The organism is Magnetospirillum sulfuroxidans (genome assembly GCF_018224925.1).
GTDB classification, from domain to species: domain Bacteria; phylum Pseudomonadota; class Alphaproteobacteria; order Rhodospirillales; family Magnetospirillaceae; genus Magnetospirillum; species Magnetospirillum sulfuroxidans.
In genome coordinates this window covers 1-20400 of record NZ_JAGTUF010000023.1, presented here as the reverse complement: position 1 = coordinate 20400, position 20400 = coordinate 1, and the positions used below count along the sequence as shown (strand labels likewise).

General features: G+C 64.1%; 24 protein-coding genes. 9 read left to right on the top strand and 15 right to left on the bottom strand.

The features are described 5' to 3' along the window. Positions 1 to 8 precede the first annotated feature (8 nt). The 7 genes from KEC16_RS17075 to KEC16_RS17045 all read right to left on the bottom strand — a co-directional run bounded on the left by KEC16_RS17075 (position 9) and on the right by KEC16_RS17045 (position 6195). Positions 9 to 839 (bottom strand): amino acid kinase family protein, encoded by an 831-nt coding sequence (locus tag KEC16_RS17075; RefSeq protein WP_211551165.1) that lies wholly within the window; start codon positions 837 to 839, stop codon positions 9 to 11. Between the two features lie 10 nt (positions 840 to 849). Beyond that, positions 850 to 1626, bottom strand: a complete 777-nt coding sequence (locus KEC16_RS17070; protein WP_249209283.1) for an amino acid kinase family protein — start codon at positions 1624 to 1626, stop codon at positions 850 to 852. A 217-nt stretch (positions 1627 to 1843) separates the two neighbouring features. Further along, on the bottom strand, positions 1844 to 2395 hold the full coding sequence (locus tag KEC16_RS17065; RefSeq protein WP_211551161.1) for an NAD(P)H nitroreductase: 552 nt from the start codon (positions 2393 to 2395) through the stop codon (positions 1844 to 1846). Next, complete coding sequence (locus KEC16_RS17060; RefSeq protein WP_249209282.1) at positions 2383 to 3408, bottom strand: ATP-binding cassette domain-containing protein; 1026 nt, start codon at positions 3406 to 3408, stop codon at positions 2383 to 2385. The genes KEC16_RS17065 and KEC16_RS17060 overlap by 13 nt, the downstream gene beginning before the upstream one ends. Further along, positions 3405 to 4103, bottom strand: a complete 699-nt coding sequence (locus tag KEC16_RS17055) for a GTP-binding protein (protein WP_211551159.1) — start codon at positions 4101 to 4103, stop codon at positions 3405 to 3407. Before KEC16_RS17055 ends, KEC16_RS17060 begins: the two co-directional genes overlap by 4 nt. Next, positions 4094 to 5173, bottom strand: coding sequence for an ABC transporter substrate-binding protein (locus KEC16_RS17050; RefSeq protein WP_211551157.1), 1080 nt, complete (start codon positions 5171 to 5173; stop codon positions 4094 to 4096). Before KEC16_RS17050 ends, KEC16_RS17055 begins: the two co-directional genes overlap by 10 nt. Continuing rightward, on the bottom strand, positions 5161 to 6195 hold the full coding sequence (locus KEC16_RS17045) for a D-alanine--D-alanine ligase family protein (protein ID WP_249209281.1): 1035 nt from the start codon (positions 6193 to 6195) through the stop codon (positions 5161 to 5163). Before KEC16_RS17045 ends, KEC16_RS17050 begins: the two co-directional genes overlap by 13 nt. 234 nt (positions 6196 to 6429) lie before the next feature. Here KEC16_RS17045 and KEC16_RS17040 point away from each other — a divergent pair, with 234 nt between their 5' ends. The 6 genes from KEC16_RS17040 (at position 6430) to phnE (ending at position 10940) form a co-directional block, all read left to right on the top strand. Beyond that, positions 6430 to 6651, top strand: coding sequence for a hypothetical protein (locus tag KEC16_RS17040; RefSeq protein WP_211551155.1), 222 nt, complete (start codon positions 6430 to 6432; stop codon positions 6649 to 6651). Between the two features lie 13 nt (positions 6652 to 6664). Next, positions 6665 to 7873 carry a Rossmann-like domain-containing protein gene (locus KEC16_RS17035; RefSeq protein ID WP_211551153.1) on the top strand — a complete coding sequence of 403 codons (1209 nt, stop codon included), beginning with the start codon at positions 6665 to 6667 and terminating at the stop codon, positions 7871 to 7873. Positions 7874 to 8216: 343 nt separating this feature from the next. Further along, positions 8217 to 8492 carry a hypothetical protein gene (locus tag KEC16_RS17030; protein ID WP_211551152.1) on the top strand — a complete coding sequence of 92 codons (276 nt, stop codon included), beginning with the start codon at positions 8217 to 8219 and terminating at the stop codon, positions 8490 to 8492. Next, positions 8489 to 9256 carry an ATP-binding cassette domain-containing protein gene (locus KEC16_RS17025; protein WP_249209280.1) on the top strand — a complete coding sequence of 256 codons (768 nt, stop codon included), beginning with the start codon at positions 8489 to 8491 and terminating at the stop codon, positions 9254 to 9256. The genes KEC16_RS17030 and KEC16_RS17025 overlap by 4 nt, the downstream gene beginning before the upstream one ends. Continuing rightward, positions 9241 to 10122 carry a phosphate/phosphite/phosphonate ABC transporter substrate-binding protein gene (phnD, locus tag KEC16_RS17020; RefSeq protein WP_211551150.1) on the top strand — a complete coding sequence of 294 codons (882 nt, stop codon included), beginning with the start codon at positions 9241 to 9243 and terminating at the stop codon, positions 10120 to 10122. The genes KEC16_RS17025 and phnD overlap by 16 nt, the downstream gene beginning before the upstream one ends. Next, a complete protein-coding gene (gene phnE, locus KEC16_RS17015; RefSeq protein WP_211551148.1) occupies positions 10119 to 10940 on the top strand; it encodes a phosphonate ABC transporter, permease protein PhnE in 822 nt (273 codons plus the stop codon). The genes phnD and phnE overlap by 4 nt, the downstream gene beginning before the upstream one ends. Here the strand turns inward: phnE and KEC16_RS17010 are convergent. The 3 genes from KEC16_RS17010 to KEC16_RS17000 form a co-directional block, all read right to left on the bottom strand. Further along, on the bottom strand, positions 10891 to 11553 hold the full coding sequence (locus KEC16_RS17010) for a nitrogen fixation protein NifQ (RefSeq protein WP_211551146.1): 663 nt from the start codon (positions 11551 to 11553) through the stop codon (positions 10891 to 10893). The two genes, phnE and KEC16_RS17010, sit on opposite strands and share 50 nt — an antisense overlap. 66 nt (positions 11554 to 11619) lie before the next feature. Then, positions 11620 to 12054, bottom strand: a complete 435-nt coding sequence (locus KEC16_RS17005; RefSeq protein WP_211551144.1) for a winged helix-turn-helix domain-containing protein — start codon at positions 12052 to 12054, stop codon at positions 11620 to 11622. Between the two features lie 74 nt (positions 12055 to 12128). Beyond that, positions 12129 to 13130, bottom strand: a complete 1002-nt coding sequence (locus KEC16_RS17000) for a YeiH family protein (RefSeq protein WP_211551143.1) — start codon at positions 13128 to 13130, stop codon at positions 12129 to 12131. A 96-nt stretch (positions 13131 to 13226) separates the two neighbouring features. Between KEC16_RS17000 and KEC16_RS16995 the strand changes: the two genes are divergently transcribed. Next, the gene (locus KEC16_RS16995; protein ID WP_211551141.1) at positions 13227 to 14108 is read left to right on the top strand and encodes a LysR family transcriptional regulator; all 882 of its coding nucleotides are present in this window, start codon (positions 13227 to 13229) and stop codon (positions 14106 to 14108) included. On the opposite strand, the gene KEC16_RS16990 is transcribed toward KEC16_RS16995, so the two are convergent. From KEC16_RS16990 to vnfD, 5 genes are all read right to left on the bottom strand, one after another. Next, the gene (locus tag KEC16_RS16990) at positions 14102 to 14596 is read right to left on the bottom strand and encodes a NifB/NifX family molybdenum-iron cluster-binding protein (protein WP_211551140.1); all 495 of its coding nucleotides are present in this window, start codon (positions 14594 to 14596) and stop codon (positions 14102 to 14104) included. The genes KEC16_RS16995 and KEC16_RS16990 overlap by 7 nt on opposite strands. 16 nt (positions 14597 to 14612) lie before the next feature. After that, positions 14613 to 15461 carry a hypothetical protein gene (locus KEC16_RS16985; RefSeq protein ID WP_211551139.1) on the bottom strand — a complete coding sequence of 283 codons (849 nt, stop codon included), beginning with the start codon at positions 15459 to 15461 and terminating at the stop codon, positions 14613 to 14615. A 59-nt stretch (positions 15462 to 15520) separates the two neighbouring features. Continuing rightward, positions 15521 to 16909 (bottom strand): V-containing nitrogenase subunit beta, encoded by a 1389-nt coding sequence (gene vnfK, locus KEC16_RS16980; protein ID WP_211551138.1) that lies wholly within the window; start codon positions 16907 to 16909, stop codon positions 15521 to 15523. Positions 16910 to 16976: 67 nt separating this feature from the next. Next, positions 16977 to 17318, bottom strand: a complete 342-nt coding sequence (gene vnfG, locus KEC16_RS16975) for a V-containing nitrogenase subunit delta (protein WP_211551137.1) — start codon at positions 17316 to 17318, stop codon at positions 16977 to 16979. Further along, positions 17315 to 18733 (bottom strand): nitrogenase vanadium-iron protein, alpha chain, encoded by a 1419-nt coding sequence (vnfD, locus tag KEC16_RS16970; protein ID WP_211551136.1) that lies wholly within the window; start codon positions 18731 to 18733, stop codon positions 17315 to 17317. Before vnfD ends, vnfG begins: the two co-directional genes overlap by 4 nt. A 294-nt stretch (positions 18734 to 19027) precedes the next feature. Here vnfD and KEC16_RS19890 point away from each other — a divergent pair, with 294 nt between their 5' ends. After that, positions 19028 to 19804, top strand: a complete 777-nt coding sequence (locus tag KEC16_RS19890) for a VOC family protein (protein WP_249209279.1) — start codon at positions 19028 to 19030, stop codon at positions 19802 to 19804. Between the two features lie 75 nt (positions 19805 to 19879). Next, complete coding sequence (locus tag KEC16_RS16960) at positions 19880 to 20077, top strand: Nif11-like leader peptide family natural product precursor (RefSeq protein WP_211551135.1); 198 nt, start codon at positions 19880 to 19882, stop codon at positions 20075 to 20077. The last annotated feature ends 323 nt before the right edge of the window (positions 20078 to 20400 follow it).

The window sequence follows — 20400 nt, the reverse complement described above, 5'->3', positions numbered from 1 at the left end:
TTCGGGGATCAGAGCGGCTTGGCGCCAGAGCGGATGATGGTGCCCACATGCTCGCCGCGCAAGGCGGCGGTCAAGCGCCCGGGGACCAAACCGTTGACCACCTGCACCCGTTCCAGATTGCGGGCGTTCGCCATCACCTCGACCATGGCGCGGTCCACCGGCAACGGGCCTTCGGCCTGGGCCAGATCGGCGCAATCCACCTCGTTCAGCAGCGTGGCCCCGGCGCCGTCGGCACCGTTGGGGTCACGGTCATAGATGCCGTCCACGTCCTCGACGATGGTCAGCCCCGCCGCTCCCAGGGCGTCGGCCAACAGGAAGGCGCCGGTGTCGGCCCGGTGCGTGGGCAGGCGCGAATGGGGGAATTCGTGGTGGTGATAGGGCGGGAAGGCGCTGCCCACCACGGCACGCGCCGCCGACAGGTGGATGGCCAGCTGATTGGCGATGGTCGGGTGTTCCACATAGGAGACACCTTCCGGGGCCAGCAACGAAGCCAGGATATGACCGTTCTGCCCGGCCTCGCTGGCCGCCAACGGCGCCAGGGAGCCGACCGGCAGGCCCAGATCCAGGCCGACGCCATACAGATGACGGGCGCGGATGCCGGCCCCGGTCAGGATCAGCAAACGATGTTCGGGCAGGATTTTGCGCAATTCGGCGACCACCGGCAAAATGGCCTCGGCGCCGCGATCCATGATGGAGCGGCCGCCGATCTTCACCACTTGCAGCCAGGGCAGCAGACGGATGGGACGGACACCGGCCACCGGGCGGACCAGGTCGCCGTCCAAAAGGGTCTGACTGGCCAGCGGCGAAGCGATGTGCTTGATGCTATTGGTTTGCGACATGTCTTGATCCTCAGCTGGCGGTGATGATGGTGCCGACATGCTCGCCGGCCAGGGCGCGGGTCAGGTTGCCGGGAACCAAACCGTTGATCACCTGCACCTGGCGCACGTGACGCGCCGCCTTCAGCAGATCGAGGACCGGGAATTCCAAGATGGAATCGTGCAGGCCCTTGGCTTTCATCTCGTCCACCGAAATCTTGGCGATGAAAGTGGGGTTCTTGGCGGTTTTGGGATTGGCGGTGTAAAGGCCGTTCTCGTCCTTCACATAGATCATCTGCTTGCAGCCAAAGGACTCGGCCATCAGGAAACAGCCGGCATCGGTGCGATAGGGCGGAATGACACCTTCCGCGGCCGGGCGCATCCACAGCTTGTAGGGCGGCATGCCGCTGAAGATCACCGCGTTGACTTCCGCCAGCGACAGCGGCACCGCCGACAAACCCGCGCCACCGACCACCGGAATACCGTGCTTGGCCAGCAACTGACCCAGCATCACCGCGTTCTGATCGGCCACCGAGGCGCCCAGTTGCGACAGCACGCCGGCCGGCAGGTTCAGCCCGGCGGCGATGGAATAAAGGTGGCGGGCACGGGTGCCGGCCCCGGTGCCGATCAGCATCTTGTGGGTCTTGCGGGCGGCGGCGATCTCGTCCACCAGCGGATAGACGGCCGAACGACCGCGATCGATGACGCTTTGGCCGCCGATCTTCAATACCGTGGCATCCGGCAGGATGCGGAAATCAGCCGCCGCTTCCGCCGCCGCCAGCAATTGCGGATCACTAAGGGAACGCTGCATCAGAAGAGCTTCAAGCTCTGCCGTCGATTGGATCATGGGGGGATCTACCTTTCCAATTCGCGCGGAGGCGAATGAATAGGCAGCCCCCGCCGCATGCCCATAAATTGGTCGCACGGAACCTGATTGTCAATTGTCAAAAACAGAAAACCGTTACATTTCAATGCGTTATAACGGATCGCACTATAACGCCCGCCTCAGGGCAGGACCGGCGTATCGGTCACAGCCATCGCGTCACCTCGCCGATTTCGTCGGCGGAAAGCGAAATTTCATGCGGCTTGGCCTGGGTGCCGAGATAGAGGAAGCCAACGATCTGGTCATCGGGGCCAAGATCCAGCAAATTATGCAAAGTGCGGTCGAACATCAGCCAGCCCGAGCGCCACACCCCGGCGAACCCTTGGGCCAGGGCGGCCATCTGCATGGCCATGACGGCGCAGCCGGCGCTGAGCCGCTGTTCCAGCGGCCGCACGATAGTGCTGGGCTTATGGCGGGCGACCACGGTGATCACCACGGGGGCGCGGTGTGGCATGCGGGCGGCGCGGCCCACCAATTCGTCCGACTTCCCAGCGACACGGGCGGCCTGGGCGAACAAATCTCCCAGACGGTCCAGCCCCGGCCCGACGGCGACCAGGAACTCATAGGGACGCAGGCTTTGGAAATCGGGCACCCTGAGCCCGGCCCGCAGGATGACGTCCAGTTCGGCGCCTTGCGGCCCTGGGGCTTGCAGCGCATGGCAGGACCGGCGTTCCAGCAGGAGTTTCAGCGCATCCATGGCAGCATCTCTTCAACAGGGGAATCGATGCGCTGGCCGCCGCGCAACCGGTGCCGCACCGCCATCAGCGTCTGATCCAGTTGTTCCAGGGCAGCGAGGTTGGCCCGCTCAGCGAGGCTGGTTTCGATGATATCGACCACGGCGCCGCCGCGGATGACCAGACGGCGGTCGCCCAACAGCGCCAGGATGGGATCGTGGGTGGACATCAGGACGATCTTTTCGCGGGCCAGCAGCAATTCCAGCGATTTCTTGCGGTCGATGCCGGCATTCTCGATCTCGTCGATCAGCACGATGGGCGAGGCCGACAACAGCGCCGTATCGGCGATCATCAGGGCGCGGGTCTGGCCGCCCGACAATTGGGTCAGCGCCGCGTCGCGGTCGAAGGGCTCGCCGGCCAGATCGTTGGCCTGCGCGATCACCTGCGACACCAGGGGGCCGACCTCGCCGGCCAGACGACATTCGGCGTGCATGGCGATGAAATCGCCGACGCTGAGATCCATGACGAAATTCATGGTCTGCGACAATTGCGCCACCAGCTTCTGGTGGGTGGAAAAGCGCAGGCCCGGCGGCGGCGGCGCGTCGTTGACCAGGATGCGCCGCCCCGATGGGGTGTCGCCCTGGGCCAGACATTCGATGTCGCCGAGCAGGCGGCTTTTGCCCGATCCGGTGGGGCCGACCACCGACACCAACTCACCCGGACGTAAGGTCAGGCGCAAATCCTCTGGCTGGCCTTGCTTGTTGATGCCGCCCAGGATGGTCAGGACCCGCACCTCTGGGGCCGAACTCGAACGCAAGGCGTCGATTTGTCCGGCCAAGGCCTCGATATGGGCCAAGGCCTGATCGCGATCCATGCCCCATTGGCTCAGCCGGTCTTCGCCCACCCCGGCCAGCCAGGACAGCACGCTGCCATCGGGTTTGGGCGTTTGGCCCGACACGCCGATGAAGAAATCGGCCATGGCCGGATGGCTGGCGGACAACTCGCCGATGGTGCGGGTCAGGATGGACCGGCTCATGTCCCCGTTCCCGCGAAGTTCATCTTGCGGACGTTGCCGCGCTGGTGGTCGCGGCCGATGCAGGTCTCGCCCACGCAATAAGGACAGACCGCCGACGGCATGGGAAAGCGCAAGCGGCGCCCCTCCAGCCCATCGACCGAGGGGGCGTTTTCCATGTGATGGACCAATTCGGTGGCGCCTTGGCCGGTGATGCCGTTGAAGAAGACGATGGCGGCCCGTGGGTTGGCCAACCGCACATTGAAGGCGAAGACCTCGCGCTCGGCCTGGCTGACGATGTCGCCCTTGGTCACCACCACCACGTCGGCCAGTTTCAGCATGGGGCCGATCTTGCGCGGGGTATGCACGCCCGACAGGGTATCGACCACGCAGATGGCCAGCACCCCTTGGATATGAGGTGAACAGCGATTGCACAGCCCGGCGCTTTCCGCCACCAGCATGTCCAGGGCTTGCCCCCGTCCCCAGGTCAGGCAATCGTCGATGTTGCTGACGAAGAAATGGTCGGGACAGACGCTGCCCGCCAGCCCCACCGCCACCGGCAGACCGGCGCGGGCATAGATTTCGTCATCGCTGGTGGCGAGCGAATCGAACTTGACCACGCCGACGCGCTGGCCGCGCGTCTTCAGCAGGCGGGCGGTCTTGTCCACCACCGAGGTCTTGCCCACCGAGGGCGGTCCGGCCACCGTGATCACCCGCATGCCCAATACTCCTGCCAATAAAGGAACAGCTTGCGCACCGCCTTGGCCTGGGCGGCGCTTTCGGGATCGCGGACGAAATCCCAGCCCGGCCATTTCAGCTTGGCCCAGGCCGGCATGGGCGGGCGTTGCCCCGGACACAGGGCCGGGTAACGGTTGGAATTCAACAAGGCCGCCAGTTCGGGGCCATGGAAATGCTCGACCAACGGCGTCAGGTCCTGCCGCCGCGACCGCTTGACGGTCAGCCACAGCGGATAGGCCAATGCGCCATCCTCGGGCCAGACGATCTGGGTCCGATGCCGCCGGGGGCACATGTCGGCCAGGGACAAGGGCGCGACCATGATACCGCCCGGCGCGGCATCGGTTCCGGCCAGACGAGGCATCTGGGCGGAATGCAGCAGGCAGGGGACGTTGGCCAGGATACGGGCCAGCCCCCCCAGCCCCAATTCGTGAGCCATGCAGTGCAGGAAGAAGGTGTTGACGGCGCCATAACGCCTTTCCCCCGGTGCTCGCCAACCGCCGAACACCACTTGGCCGGCATAGACCGGATCGGCCAGATCGGCCCAGCGGCGGGGAATGGGGCGTTCGCCCAGGCGTTCGCGATCGACCAACAAAACGAAGGGGGCGACGGCGAAGACCCCGATCCAGCCCTTGGGGTCCACCAGCCCGGCCCGGGTGAACACCTCGTCCACCCCTGACGGTTGGGCGGCGCAAAATTCGCCGCCTTCCACGAACCGGCGGTGAAAGGCCCGGTTGAACAGGTTGGCGCCTTCCGCCGAGACCAGCATGTCGGGATAGGCGTCCAACTGGCGGATGTGACGCAGACGCTGGAACGGAGTGGTTCCGCCCTGCCCCATGGGAAAACAGCATTTCAGCGCCGGACCGCCATGGTGACGCAGATCGGCCACCAACGAGGCGACGCCATCGCGCACCATGTGGCGCAACGGCACCGGCACCGATCCCAGCACATCCCAGCCGGTGGCCCTGGCCCTTGGGGAATCGGGATCACCGAACACCTGGGGCGGGCGACTGATATCCAGAGGCAGGATCGAGGGGATTTCTAGAACACCCATGGGCGGCTCCGCTGGCTGGCCTGACGGCGCAGGCTGAATTCCACCACATGGCCCAGCACGTCGGCCTGGCTGAGCCCCCATTGGCCGGCGGCCAGACAGATGGCCCCTGAACGGCCGATATGGCAGCAGATGTTGAATTCCAGGAACACGCGGCGGCCGCTCTGCGGGTCGAAACGGTAATCCAGGCGAAAATAATCCATCGGCCCGGCCAGCCCCCACAATGCCCGGACGTCGTCGCGCAGTTGCGGCACCAGCGAACCCGCGTCGAAGAGCTGATAGCCCAACGGGTCGTCGCGTTTCAGGTCCTCGGTGATGATGCCGCCGATGCGGTCGGAACCGGGGCGCACCACCCCCAGGAACAACGGCTGGGCGCCGCCCAGCACCGGCACGGTGATGTCGATCCCCGGCGCATAGGCCTCCACCAACACCTCCATGCCGCGTTCCAGCAATTGGCCGGCCACCCGAGCGGCGCCGGCCCAATCGTCCTGGATGGAATCCGGCGACACCCCTTCGGACGCGGCGCCGAAGCGGTTCTTGACGAAATAGGGGCCGGCGAAGCCGGGCGGCACCATCAAGGATTGGGCATCCGCGTAAACCGCGCCCTCGGCCACCGGCAATCCAGCCGAGCGCGCCGCATGCTTGCTCAGCCATTTATCCTCGGCCAGGGCGCGGATGTTGGGACGCGCCCCCACATGGGGAATGCCAGCCATCTCGCACAGCGCTGGCACCACGATTTCGGGATTGTGGATGGGCAGACGGTTCATCAGCGAAAACACCAGATCCACCCGCCCCGCCGCCGCCAGCACCGATTGGCAATGGCCGGCGGTTTCCACCCCATAGCCCAGGCCGCGCAACGTTTCCCACACCCGGTGGTAATAAGCGGGATAGCCACCATCGCCATCATGGGAACGACAGGAGTAATCCGGAGCCAGCGGCGCCGTGGGGGCGACGAACAGCAGATGGGTTTGCGGCCGGGCTGGCGGCCGCGACAGCAATTCCGGAATGGCGACGGATTGGATCAAGGCCGTGGCTCCGTTGCAAAAGGTCAGGCCTGCATTCAGCAAGCGGCGGGCCAAGTGACGCTTTGGCGGCAGCCTGCCCTTTCGCGCCGGCAAAATGTTCACGGCGGTACGAAGCCCTTTTCCCCCGTACCCTGCGGTGCGAAATCACCGGCAAGAATTGGCCGAAAACGGTGCTTGGGCACTTGGCCCGCCGCTTGCTTTGAAGGCAGGGTCCATCACCGTCAGGAATGCGTCATGAGCGACCACCCGGAAGACCTGACCAAGGCCATGCGCCAACGCCTGCAAGCGCTGGTGGGGGATTTGCGTCGTGATCTGGGGCGGATCGACGATCCGCAATTCGCCGCACTCTTCGAGACCTCGGCCGAGGTGCTGACCGGCCTTTGCAAGGCCTTCGCCGATTTCGAGGGCAAGACCGAACCCGCCTGGCGCAAATTGTCGCGCCGCATCCTGCCGTGAACGGAATTTCGCCATGACCTATGCCCCCTTGCATCTGGGCCAGTCCTCGCAGACGGTGCCGCTGGCCCCGTGGATCCGGCCCGGAGTGGTGGTGCACGACCCCGATGACAGTATCGACGGCCTGCTGGCGCAATTCGCCCTGACCTTGAAGGGGCGCGGTTTCCAGGTGGTCGGCTATGTCCAGGGTAACAACCGGGGCTGCAGCGGCGCCTCTGACGGCTGCGCCAACCGCATCCAATATTTCGACCTGGCCGACGGCCAGCGTCTTGAGGTCGAGCGCGGCGCCGCCACCCGCTATATGCGCCAAGCCATGCGCGAACAGGCCGATCTGCTGGTGATCAGCCGCTTCGCCGCCTGCACCGAAGCCACCGAGGCGGTGCGCGCCGAGGTCTCGGCGGTGGACGGCCAAGGCATGCCGCTGCTGACCTCGATCGCCGGCGGCTGCATCCATAAATGGCATTCCTACGCCCGCCAGGACGGCGCCATGATCGCCCCCGACCTGTCCGCCCTGTGGCGTTGGTGGGGACCGGAACGGCTGTATCGCGACCTGGAACTGGGGGTGGCCGCCGATCCGGTCGTGCGCATCGCCTGCGGCACCCGTTGGATCATGGTGGAAGGCCCGCATGGCTGCGGTCTGGCCTATGCCCCCAAGCCCCCGCACGAGATCAAGGCGCGGCTGGCCCATTACCTCAATCGTGACCTCAGGTCGCTGGCCGCGCTGTCGCAATCCTGGGACCCGGCGGAGATGGCGCTCGGCATCGCCGCCATCAACGCCCATTACAACCGCTACGACCTGACCGGCAAGACCGGCAACGGCATTCGCGCCTTTCGCAAGGTGTCGGGCCGGGTGGTGGCGGTGGGCGCCTTTCCCGGCATCGACGGCATCCTGCCCCACTGCCAGGTGGTCGAAACCGACCCCCGCCCCGGTGAATATCCGCTGATGGCGCTTGAGACGCTGCTGCCCGGCTGCGCGGCGGCGGTGGTCAATTCATCGGCGCTGATCAACCGCAACCTGACCCGCATCCTGCGGCTGACCGCGGGACGGCCCTTGGCGCTGACCGGGCCGTCGACGCCGCTGACGCCGCGCCTGTTCGATTACGGCGCCACCGTGCTGGGCGGATTGCAGGTCACCGATTCCGACGGACTGGCCGCCGCCATCCGGGCCGGTGCTCTGCCGCGAGAATTCAGCAAGTTTGGCCACTTCATCAACATTCAACAATAATGAACATTTCATATTAAACTTACGTAAATGCACAAACTGACTTAACGAATAATCACAAGAAGCATGAATTTTCGCTTGTATCGGATTGGTTTTTTATTTAGCGTTTTGCATAAGAAATCGCGAAGTCGAAGTCGGAAGCGCCCCGTGATTTCTTTGGCTTCTCCCTCCCGTCACTTGGGGTGCGGGCGGGGGAAGCCCGATAACGGCCTAAGCCGGAACTGAACTCGCCTTTCCGCGTGGCCCTGCCGCCGCCGGAAACCGAAGGAGGCCGGCATGCCACTCGCTTTCCCCCCATTGTCTTGCCGCGTTTGTCCCCTTTGCCGCACCGGCCATCGGTGACGCCATGGGCACCGAACTCTCGCTCGCCCGCTTCGTCACCCATCTGCGGATGGCGGGGCACGATTTCGACGCCATCGCCCTGGCCTTGGCCACCGGCGCCGTCGACGCGTTGATCGCCGCCGGTTTTCGCGGAGCAGCGCTGGATGGCGGCCTGCTGCGGGTGGTCGAGGCCATGTGGGACCATCTGGGCGAGTTGCAGGGACCACCGCCGGTACCGCCTTCGCCGCCCACGAAACCCAAACCCCACCTGACCCTGCTGACCGGAATAACCGAATCATGAGCATCGCCATCACCATCGACAACCTGACCGTCCACCGCAGCGGCCGCCCGGTGCTGCACGACATCTCGCTGCATCTGCCGGCGGGGTCCATCACCGCCCTGGTGGGACCGTCGGGGGTGGGCAAGACCACCTTGATGAGCACGCTGAACGGTCTTTTGTCGCCCCATGGCGGCACCGTCGTCTTTGACGGCATCGGCCGGCTGGATCAGCCCCGCCCCCTGCGCGAGGCCCGCCGTCGCACCGCCACCGTGTTCCAGGATCACGCGCTGATCGACCGCCTGCCGGCCATCGACAACGTATTGCTGGGTCTGGCCGACACCCGCCATCCGCTGTCGCCACTGCCGTGGTCCGGCGCCCAGCGCCGCCGCGCCGCCCAGGCCCTGGACGAAGTGGGATTGCTGGACCGCGCCACCGCCCGCGCCGCGCAATTATCCGGCGGCGAACGTCAACGCGTCGGCATCGCCCGCGCCCTGGTGCGCCGCCCCGCCCTGTTGCTGGGGGACGAGCCCTTCGCCTCGGTCGATCCGGCGCTGGCCGAGCGCCTGGCCGCCGAATTCCGCACCCTGGTGGCCCGCAACGGGCTGACCGTGGTTCTGGTTCTGCACCAATTGTCCATGGCCCGCTCGCTGGCCGACCGCATCGTCGGTTTGGGCGGCGGCCGCGTGGTCTTCGACGCCCCGGCCCAATCGTTTGGCGCCGCCGACGAATCCGCCGTTTTTCGTACCTTCCCTGACACAAAGGAAATCCCATGTTCGGTAAACTAGGTAAACTCATTCTGACCGCCGCCACATTGCTGTCCTTGGCGACGCCGGCTTTGGCCGAGCGTCCGCAGAAATTGGTCATCGGCCTGCTGCCCGGCGAATCGGCCCCCACCGTCATGCGTCTGAACGAACCCTTGCGGGCCTATCTGGAAAAGCGCCTGAACATGCCGGTGGAAATGATGGTCGGCGCCAATTACGCCGCCACCGGCGAAGCTTTGCGCTTCGGCCGCCTGGACATCGCCTATCTGGGTCCGATCACCTATCTGTTGCGGGCGCGGTCGGCCAAGCTGCAACCCTTCGCCCGTCCGTCCCACGAAATGGTCGGCCCCACCTTCACCGCCGCCATCATCGTCCCCGCCGACAGCCCGGCCAAGTCGCTGGCCGACCTCAAGGGCGGCGAAATCGCCCTGGGCGACCCGGCATCCACGTCGGGCACTTGGGTGCCGCGCTTCGAACTTCTCGATGCCGGTCTGATCTCGGGTCGCGACTACACGCTGCGCGTCATGGGCGCCCACGACACCGTCGCCCTGGCCGTCGCCAACAACAAGGTCGCCGCCGGCGGCCTGTCCATGCCGGTCTACAAGCGCTTGCTGAAGGAAGGCAAGATCGACCCCAAGGCCACCCGCCTGCTGCTGGAATCGCGCCCCATCCCCGAATATATGTGGACCTTCCGCGACGGACTGGACCCCGCGTTCAAGGAAGAAATCCGCAAGGCCTTCATCAACGTCGCCGATCCCGAGGCGTTGAAGGTGTTCCGCGCCGAATCCTTCATCCCCTGCGTCGATTCCGACGTCGAGGTGGTGAAGACCTGGATCGATTCCATCGAAAAGGCCAACCCCGACACCGTCCCGGCCATGGGGCTGAAATGATCGAAACGCGTCACCCCGACGCCCTGGCGGCCATCCTTGCCGATGGCCGCCGCAAGGCGCGCAACACTATGCTGAACGGCGGGTTGGTGGCCGTGGCGGTCGTCGCCGCCTTCGTCTATGCCGGGGCTTTCGATGCCGGCCGCTATGTCGGGGCCTTGTCCACCATTGCCCAATTGACCAATGATTCCATGCCCCCCGATTTCAGCCGCTGGCCGAAATGGGGCAAGCCGCTGTTGGAAACCCTGTCCATGAGCGTCGCCGGAACCGCCCTGGGGGCCGCATTTGCCTTGGTCTGCGGCGCAGTTGCCGCCCGCAACGTGGTGCGCACCCCGTGGCTGGGCGGCCCCATGCGTTTGCTGCTGAACCTGCTGCGGTCGATCCCCGGACTGATCTGGGGGGTGATGTTCGTCGCCGCCATCGGCTTTGGTCCGCTGGCCGGCATCCTGGCCCTGGCCGCCCATTCCACCGGCATGCTGGGGAAATTCTTCGCCGAAACCTTGGAGCACGTGGAACCCGGCCCGGGCAACGCCCTGCGCAGCCACGGGGTCGGCCATCTGGGGGTGCTGCGCTTTTCGGTGTTGCCGCAAATCCTGCCGCGTCTGGTCGACGTCACCATGTATCGCTGGGAACACAATCTTCGCGCCGCCACCACCTTGGGCGTGGTCGGCGCCGGCGGCCTGGGACTGGAAATCATCACCGCCTTCCACCTGTTCGAATACCGCGAGGCGTCGGCATTGATCATCGTCTTGTTGGCGCTGGTGAGCCTGATCAACCTTCTGGGGGCACGACTGCGGGCGCGTTTCCTGGGGGGGACGTGACGTAGCACTCGGAATGGTGTGGGCAGATTTCGCAGGACGACGCCTTACAGGTCCACACCTTTTCCTCGTCACACAGCAACTTGTAAAAAAACTTCTTCCACCGCATGTCGTGGTCATTTCTGGCCACCAGGGCGGGAAAGTGCCGAACAAGGATGGCGCTCAGCTGTGCCCGCCCCTCCAGCCCCAGACTCATCCACAGATGTTGCGGTTCCATGCAGGCCCGCGCGATCGAACGGGCGAACACCACCGGCCAAATCCCGCTATCGGCGGCATGGGTCAGAAACAGCCGGCATAAATCCTGTTCTTCCTGTTCCAGCAGGCTGGCGCTGAAACGGCCATGGCCGGGCGGCGGCGCTTCGTGATGACACGCCAGACCAAGACGGTGACGCAGGCAGCCACCATCGGGCCAGTCGGCGGCCAGGACGGGAAAGTACTCGGCCAGCACGGCGCGAAGCTCGGCCTCATCCAGTCCCAATGCCTGCCGATAGGGAGTGTCGGGGCAATTGCAGCGGTGAGACAGGATGCAAGCCAGCGCCCGCTGGTCTGTGTTGTCGGGATCGCGGGCATAGGCGATCAACCGGGCAAAGCCGACGCGGTCGGCACGAACAAGCATCAGCCCCTCCCGCGGTGTTCTTCAATTTGTATAGCGGGGGAAAGTTAGGCCGCAGCGTGACTTCGGTCAACCAACCCGTCGTCGCGCCTTCTTTTCCCGGCATTCGGGCGAGCCGGGGCCTCCCACGATCTCCTCGCACGGCGCCGGGTCAACGGGCGGCTGCGGCGCCAGCAGATGGCGCAGGGCGTCGATGTCGCCGGCGAACATGATCTTGGCCTTGGCCTCGACCGAGCGATAGATGCCGAGCACGGCGCGGCCGGTTTCGGTCAAGGCGGCCCCGCCCCCCCGGCTGCCGCCCATGACGCGGGTGACCAGGGGGTCGCGGAAATGCCTGTTCAGACTGTCCATCAGCTTCCAGGCATTGGGATAGGCCATGCCCATGGCGCGGGCGGCGGCCGAGATGGACCCATGGCGGTCGATGGCCTCCAACAGCTGCATCTTGCCCGGACCGATCAGCGGCAGGATACGCACTTGAACGTGGAGGTCATAATCGTCGGCCATGGAACTTTCCCTGAAATACCGGGTCGTCCCAGGACAATGCGGATTTTATAGTTTTAAATCAATATGTTGTCAAACTATACAACGCCTCCCCACGCCAAGGCGGCCAGCACCAGCCCGGCCATCAGCACGGTTTCCCCCACCAGCAGCAGGATAGGACGCGGCCCCAGCTCGGCCATGGCCTTCAACGACGTCTTCATGCCCAAGGCGGCGATGGCGGCCACCAGACACCAGCGCGAAACCGCGTTCACTCCCTGGACCAGTTCCCCCGGCACCGCCACCAGACTGTTGACCGCCACCAACAGGGCGAAGGCCACCAGGAAGGGCGGCAACAGCGGCGGCTTGTCGCCCTCGCCGGCCCGGCGGCCGAAAGCCAGGCCGACCACAAGCACCACCGGCAGCAACAGCGCCACCCGGAACAATTTGACGAAGGTGGCGGTGTCTCCAGCCTGGGGCGAGATGGAATAGCCGGCGCCCACCACCTGCGCCACGTCGTGGATGGTGCCGCCCAGGAAGATGCCGGCCCGCACGTCGTCAAGCCCCACCCAGGCGCAGATCATCGGATACAGCACCATGGCGATGGTGGAAAGGGCGGTGACGCCGATGACGGTGAAGATGGTATCGCGTTCCAGCTTGGCGCCGCGCGGCAGCATGGCGGCGATGGCCAGCGCCGCCGAGGCGCCGCAAATGGCCACGGCGCAGCCGGTCAGCACGGCGAAGGCCCGCCCCTGGCCCAACAGCCGCCCCAACCCCAGCCCCCCCAGGATGGTGGCGACCACTGCGCCCGTCATCAACAGCGGCACCCCCACCCCCAATTGAGTGATCTGGTCGAAGGTGATGCGCATGCCCAGCAACGCCACGCCGATGCGCAATACCAGCTTGGAAGCGGTGGCGATGCCGTCGACGCAGGCGCCGTCCTGGGACAGGAAGTTGAAGGCCATGCCCAGCAACAGGGCATACAGCATGACCGGCCCGCCATAATGTTCCGACAGGAAGGTCGCGGCCAGGGCGATTGTGGCGGCGGCCAGCAGGCCGGGGAAATGACGGGACAGGGTGGGCAGGCGCAGGGCCAGAGGCATGTTTTTATCCTTGCCGAACAATAGCGAAAGCCATTGTGCCGCCTGCCCATACATAGATAAAATACATCTATCCTATTTTTATCATGCAGAATTGATATGAACCTACATCACCTTCGTGTCTTCCACGCCGCCGCCCAAGCCGGCGGCATCACCGCCGGAGCGGCGCGGCTGAACCTCAGCCAGCCGGCGGCCAGCCGCGAGATCAAGGAACTGGAAATCCGGCTGGGGGTGACGCTGCTGGACCGCTCGTCGCGCGGCCTGAGCCTGACCGAGGCGGGGCGCGACCTGCTGGATTACGCAAGGCGCATCTTCGCCCTGGAACAGGCGGCCGAGGCACGGCTGCGCGATCTGGCCGGGCTGGAGGGCGGACGGCTACTGCTGGGGGCCAGCAACACCATCGGCAACCACCTGCTGCCGCCGCTTCTGGCCCGTTTCGCCGCGCTTTATCCTGGCATCGAGATCACCCTGCTGGTGTCCAATTCCCAGCAGGTGCGCCAGCGCCTGGACGACGATCAATTGAATCTGGGCTTCGTCGAAGGCCCGGCGGTGGGCGAGGACGTCAACCACCGCGCCATCGGCCATGACCGCATCATCGCGGTGGCCACCATCGGCCACCCGCTGACCCTGGCCGGAACCCTAAGCGCCACCGACCTGGCCGACCGGGTGGCGGTGGCGCGTGAGCCGGGATCGGGGACGCGGGCCAGCATCGACGAAGCCTATGCTGTCCTGGGCCAAACCTATCGCCCGGCCATCACCGTCGGCACCGCCGAGGCGCTGAAGAACCTGCTGCTGGCCGGCGGAATGGCCTGGGTGCCGCGCCTGTCGGTGCTGCCGGAACTGCGATCCGGTCGATTGGTGGAACTGGCGGTGGCCGATCTGGTGATCGAACGGCCGCTGACCATGATCTGGCGCAAGGGCCGCACCCTGGCCCCAGCCGCCCGCGCCTTCGCCGATCTGGTCTGCGAAGACGGTCAATAAACCTCTTGCCGGTCTTCCATCGCCAAACGCCGACCATCGGAGCCGCGCAAGGCGCGGCGCACCCATAAGGGCGGCAGCTTGGCGGCCATCAGGCTCTGGACGTTGGCGATGACGTCGTCGATGTCGCGCACCCGCTCGCTTTTCACCGGGAACACCTTTTCGGCGTGCAGGCGCACCGCAGCCAAATCGGACAGCCCCATGGTGAACAGCACCGAACAGCCCTTCAGCGCCTCGACCCGTTCCACCAGCGGGTCGCGGCCGCTGCCGTCATCGTCTTCCTGGTCGTCCATGACACACGATCCAGCCTTCTTGCCTTGGCCGCCGCCCGGCCCTTTCTTGCCCGACTTGCTGAAATGGACCACGTCAACAAATTCGGAACGGTCCGAGGTGACGTCAAAGAACACCACCTGACGGGCGAGCACGAAATTGGCGTCGCACTGGATCAGCGAATTGGTGGTGACAGCGATGCGCAGATGCGGGCAATCCATTGGGACTCTCCTGAACTCAGGTCATGGGCAGGCCGGGAACCATTTCCTCACGGGTGAAGCGCGGGCGCCAGCGTGCCGGCAGGGTCTGGCTGTCAGCCAGTCGGGTGCGCCAGCGCGGCAGGTCGGTTTCGGCCAGGGTATAGTCGGTCAGCGCCTCGACGGGGACGATGTAAAGGACCTCGTCGATATGCAGATAGAAATCGATGGGATAGCGCACGATGTCGCGGTAGATGGCCCCCACCTCGAACCAAACCTTGCCGCCACGCAAATCGTGCTTGGGGTTGTCGCAATCGAAGCGGTAATGGCGGTTCATGCGCAAAGGATCGCGGAACTGGAACAGCGCCCGGTCCTCGTCGTAATACCAGCGGATCTCGTCGTAGCAATCGACCCAATAGCGGGTCAGCATGGCGACTTCGTAGGCCTCGGGATAAGGCGAATGGGCGGCGGCCAGCAGATAGGCCACGGTTGATTCCAGCAGCACCATGCCGGCGCGGGTCATGCGGATGCACAGCGCCGTGTGGCCGATGGTGGACGACGCCTTGACCATACCGTTGTGGATGGCGATGCGCCCCGTGGCGTGGGTGGCGGCGGCATGGAACGGGCGCAAGCTGCGGTAAATTTCCGCCGCCAGCTTTTCCATGGGGGTACGTTTGGGCAGCTTCAAGTATTTGGCCCAGGTGTCGTTGGGGTCGTCGCCGACCGCAGCCTCGCCCAGGATATTGTCCAAATGCTGGAAGGTGCGGGTCAGGCACGATACCGCCTCCCGGCCCTCGGCCAGTTCGGTCTTGGCGTCCTCGGCCACCGGCAGGATCTTCTTCTTGCTGTAAAGCTCGATCTGGCGGTATTCGGGGGTGAGCAGATTCATGCTTCGGGCTCCGACCAAAGAAAAGGGGGCAGCCATGGCGGCCGCCCCCGCTCAATCCCTTACCAGGTATTGAGCAGCCATTCCTTTTCCTTGTTGTATTCCATGTGATTGAACAAGGTGTTGGCGATGGATTCGCCCAGTTCCATGGCGCCCGCATAGCCCATGGTCGGCTTGCGGTACAGACCGGCGCGGTCGAAGGTGGGGAAGCCGACACGGACCATGGGCACGTTGTTGTAGATGCCGACATAACGGCCCTTGGAATGGCCCATGATCAGGTCGATCTGGTAATTGGGATCGGTGACGCGCTTTTCCAGTTCCCATAGATCGGCGTTGCACACCACTTCCATATCCCAGGTCACCTTGTCCTTCATGGCCAGGATGCGCGGGTCCTTCTTGTACTTGCTGTTGTCGTCGCCGAGCAGCAGCAGCACCGGTTCCAGCTCCACTTCCATGCAGAACTCGGCCAGACCGATGACCAGATCGGGATGACCGAACAGCGCCACCTTCTTGTTGGCGAAGAACATGTGGGCCAGGTCCTGCAACGCGTCGAGCGCGATGCCGCGTTCCTTGATCAGCGATTCCGGGATCGGCTTGCCGGTGATCTCGCTGATCTTCTGCAACATCTTGTCGGTATTGCCGATGCCGTAGGGGGTGTCGAGGATATGGGCCGGAACCTCGAATTCCTGGTTCAGGTAGGTGGCGGTCGAGGCCCCCTCATAGCGAGCCAAGGCGACCGAGGCCAAGGCGCCGGTGGAACCTTGGATGTCTTCCACCGTGGTGCGGCCATGGGTGTGGATGGATTTGTCGGGCAGCACGGGGCTGTCGAAATCCTCGGTGTCCATGAACACGGTGCCGTCGATACCCATTTCCTTCAGGTAATGCTTCAGCAGCATCACGTCACCGGGATTGACCCAGCCGGGGAACAGGTTGAGCTTGCCGCTGGGCGCCACCTTGGCGGTGGTGATGGTCTTGAACATCGCCTGCATGCATTCGGAATAGCCCCCCACCTGGCTACTCTTGAAGCTGGGGGTGTGCACCGGCACCACATGGACCTTGCGGCCGGGAAACTCGTCCTTCAGCATCTTGTTGCAGACATTGATATTGCCTTCAATGTCGTCGCCGATGACTTCGGTCGAGCAGGTGGTGATGACCGGAATGACCCGCAGATCCGGGTAACGCCGGGCCAGGGTCATGACGCCGTCCTGAAGGCGCTGATGGCCGCCGAACACCGCCGAATCCTCGTGCAGAGAGGTCGAGGCGACGTCGAAGTTTTCCTTGAAATGCTGAGCGAACAGCAGGCGGACGAACATGGTGCAGCCTTGGCCGCCATGGACCAGCGGGATGCAATCCTTGACGCCGATGCCGGCATATTGGGCGCCGGCCGGCTGGCAGTCGTACATCGGGTTGATGACGCCTGCGCGTTCGCGGGTGGTGATTTCGCAACCCATCTTTGGGCTCCTTTGTCTGAGGTCGGATGGGCGGTCCGGCATCGCGCGGACCGCCGCCCGGCGCTGTCTAGTACAGCGTGTGTTTCAGTTCGTGGTTCAGGGACTTGGTGATGGTGAATTCCACCAACTTGTCCTTCAGGCCGTTCATCAGGTCGCGGATCTGGGCCGGACCGGCCTCGGAAATCCAGGGAAAGCGATCCTTGAAGTCGGCAACCATGATCTTGGCGTCGGCATAGAACAGCCGATCCATGGGGGTTTCCTTGGCCGGCGGCTCGCCGGTCAACAGGTCGGTGGCGGTCTTCAGGACGCCGTCGATATTTTCCTGACGGTCCCACGAGCGCGAGAAGAACTGCCACAGGCAGCGTTCCTGCACGTAGTCGAACAATTGGTCGAGCTTTTCGGCGTTCATTCCGCGGCCTCCTTGGCAGGGGTGGCGATTCCAGTACGGATATCGGTGGCGGCCAGCTTCAACAGGGGATTGTGGACGGCGTTGTACATGTCGCGGGCCAGATTGACGAAGCCTTCGAAGCCCATGTAGGGGCCGTTGTGGTAGCCGTGGCCGTTGACATAGGGGATATGCAGCTTCTTGACCAATTCACCGACGCGCGGACCGGTGAAGATGACGTCGGGCTTGACCAGGTCGATGATCTCGAAGAACTCAAGCTCGTTGCCGTCGTCGATGTAATAGGTGCCGGTCTGGCCGCGGGCGATGACCTTCTCGAAATCTTCCTGGTGGCCGAACTTGGACGACATGGCGACCACCTGGACGCCCAGATCGTCTTCCACCGACTTGGTCCAATGCCACAGGCGCGGACCGCCGGTCCAAATCGCCATCTTGGTGCCCTTCAGCCGTTCCTTGTACCAGTCCAGCTGCGGCTTCCACTTGGCGTATTCCTCGGCCAACAAGGCCTCGCCCTTTTCCTCGATGCCGAAGAAGGCGCAGATCTTGCGGATGCCTTCCGCCATGTAGCTGAAACCCCACGAATCGATATCCAGGCGGGGGATGCCGTACTGCTTCTTCAGCTCGTTGGCGATGTAGCCGGACGAACGGGCGCAGTTGACGACGTTCAGTTGCGCCTTGTGCATGCGGCGCAGATCGTCATAGGTGCCGTTACCGGTGAAGTGGGCGATCACCTGGATGCCCAGCTTGTCCCAATATTGCTGCAACAACTGGGTGTCGCCGCCGATATTGAAGTCGCCGATGAAGTTCATGGTGTAGGGACTGGTGATTTCCGCGTCCAACTGGCCGACCTTTTCATTGATCCAGCCGATATTGAGGACGTGGTGGCCCTTGGACTGGGACACGCCGGCGAAGCCGGGGCATTCCACCGTGAAGATGTCGACATCGGGGCGTTCGGCCATCACCTTCTTGGCCACCGCCTTGATGTCGTCGCCGATCAGCGCGGTCGGGCAGGTGGTGTAGATGATCATGCGCTTGACGTCAGGCATTTCGTCGAAGGCTTCGTGGCACGACTTTTCCAGGCGCTTTTCACCGCCGAAGACGATGTGGCTTTCCTTCATGTCGGTGGACCACACGTACTTCATGTTGAAGTGGCCGTTATCGGTGGGATAGCGCTTGGTGTGCCAGGTGTCGTAGGCACAGCCGATGGGGCCATGGATCATCTGGATGGTGTCCTTCAGAACACCGCCGATGACCAGCTTGGCGCCGCAGAAAGCGCAGCCACGCTCGGACAGCGTGCCGGGCAGGGTCTGCGCGTTGGAGACGGGCAAGAAGTCGCGGCTGTCTTCGCCGTCGACCTTAAGATAAATGTGTTTTTCGCGCTCAGGAATATCCTTGTCGCAATTCAGCAGCACCATAGGCATGGCAGTCTCTCCTTGGCTGATACCAGCTCACTCGGCTTGCATCCAGCCGTCTATGCTTGGATCGGAAGCAGGCATGAATGGATATCGCAGGAAGCGTGCCAAGTAATGGAATCCGCGTATTTCAGCGATTCTGATCTTTTCCTAAGATTTACTTGTGTTCATCGGCGTACGAATCAGCGGGGAAGAGTACCTACCGGTGCGGTGGCTTGGGGGAGAAAGGCAGGAAATCCGCGCCCGTCAGCATTGGCACGGTGGTTGCCATTGATATGGGGCAACTTCCGACGGAGTCCCCAGATGTACGAAGCCCCCGCCGCCGGCCCCACCTTACGCATGGCGGTCGCCACCAAAGACGGCCTGCGCATCGACCAGCATTTCGGCCAGGCCGAGGAATTCCGGGTCTATGACGTGGAAGGCGACAACGCCAAGCTGGTGGAAAGCCGTAAAGTGGCGGCCCACGCCCTGGACGACGAAGACCCGCGCCAGACCATCATGCGCATGCTGGCCGATTGCCGCATCCTGCTGGTGGCCAAGATCGGCCCCACGCCCCAGGAACAACTGGCCGGCGCAGGCATCGAGGCCACCGACATGCTGAAAGGCAAGTCCATCCCCGCCGCCCTGACCGAGATCTACGCCGCCAAGGCAGCCATCGACCTCAGCGCGGCGGTCAAGGATGACGGCTTCCGTCTGCTGCACGCCATGCTGCGGGTCACCGACATGGATCGCTCGCTGGATTTCTATACCCGGCTGTTGGGCATGCAGGTGCTGGAAATGCGCGAGCACAAGAAGAACCAGTTCACCCAGGCCTATCTGGGGTATGGCGCCGGCCTGAACGGCATGGCGCTGGAGTTGGTGTTCAACTGGTCCGACGACGAACCCTATGAACGCGGCACCGCCTTTGGCCATATCGCCATCGCGGTAACCGGCATCACCGCGCTTTGCGACCGCTTGGCCGCCGAGGGGGTGGCCATGCCGCGTCCACCCCGTTCACAACGCCACGGCGAGAACATCGTCGCCTTCGTCGAAGATCCCGACGGCAACCGCATCGAGTTGGTGCAGTTCTCCAAGCCGTAAGGCCGGACTGCGTCCAGGCCGGCCCACCCTGGCGGGGGTGGGCCGGCATCCTTTCCCCCGATCAAGGAGAATCCCATGTCCGTCGAATCAGCCGTCGCCTACATCAAGCGCATGCGTTCCGATGACGATTTCAGGAAGAAGATGAACGACCTGTCCGAGGACGAGGCCGCCAGTTGGGCCGAAATCAAGGCCTCGGGCTTCGATTTCACCATGACCGAGTTCAAGAAGGCCCAGGACGAAGTCTACAAGGAAAACGGCATCACGCCCATGTGAACGGCACCGGCGTCCGGCAGGCGGCGTAAAGGATTGGGGTGAAAGGGCGCGAATAATGCTCGCCCCCCCCTGGCGCAGCACCACGAACATCATGGCAACATGGCAGATTCCCGTGTCGTATTGGTGTTGCACGGAACTGCCGTCACTGCCCGTAACCGTTTGGAATCGCGTAGTTTCGCGTTGTGTTCTTCTGCAACACGACCGCGGACAGCAAAAAAGCCGCTAAGTCATTGACTTAGCGGCTTAAATTTGGTTGCGGGGGCAGGATTTGAACCTGCGACCTTCAGGTTATGAGCCTGACGAGCTACCGGGCTGCTCCACCC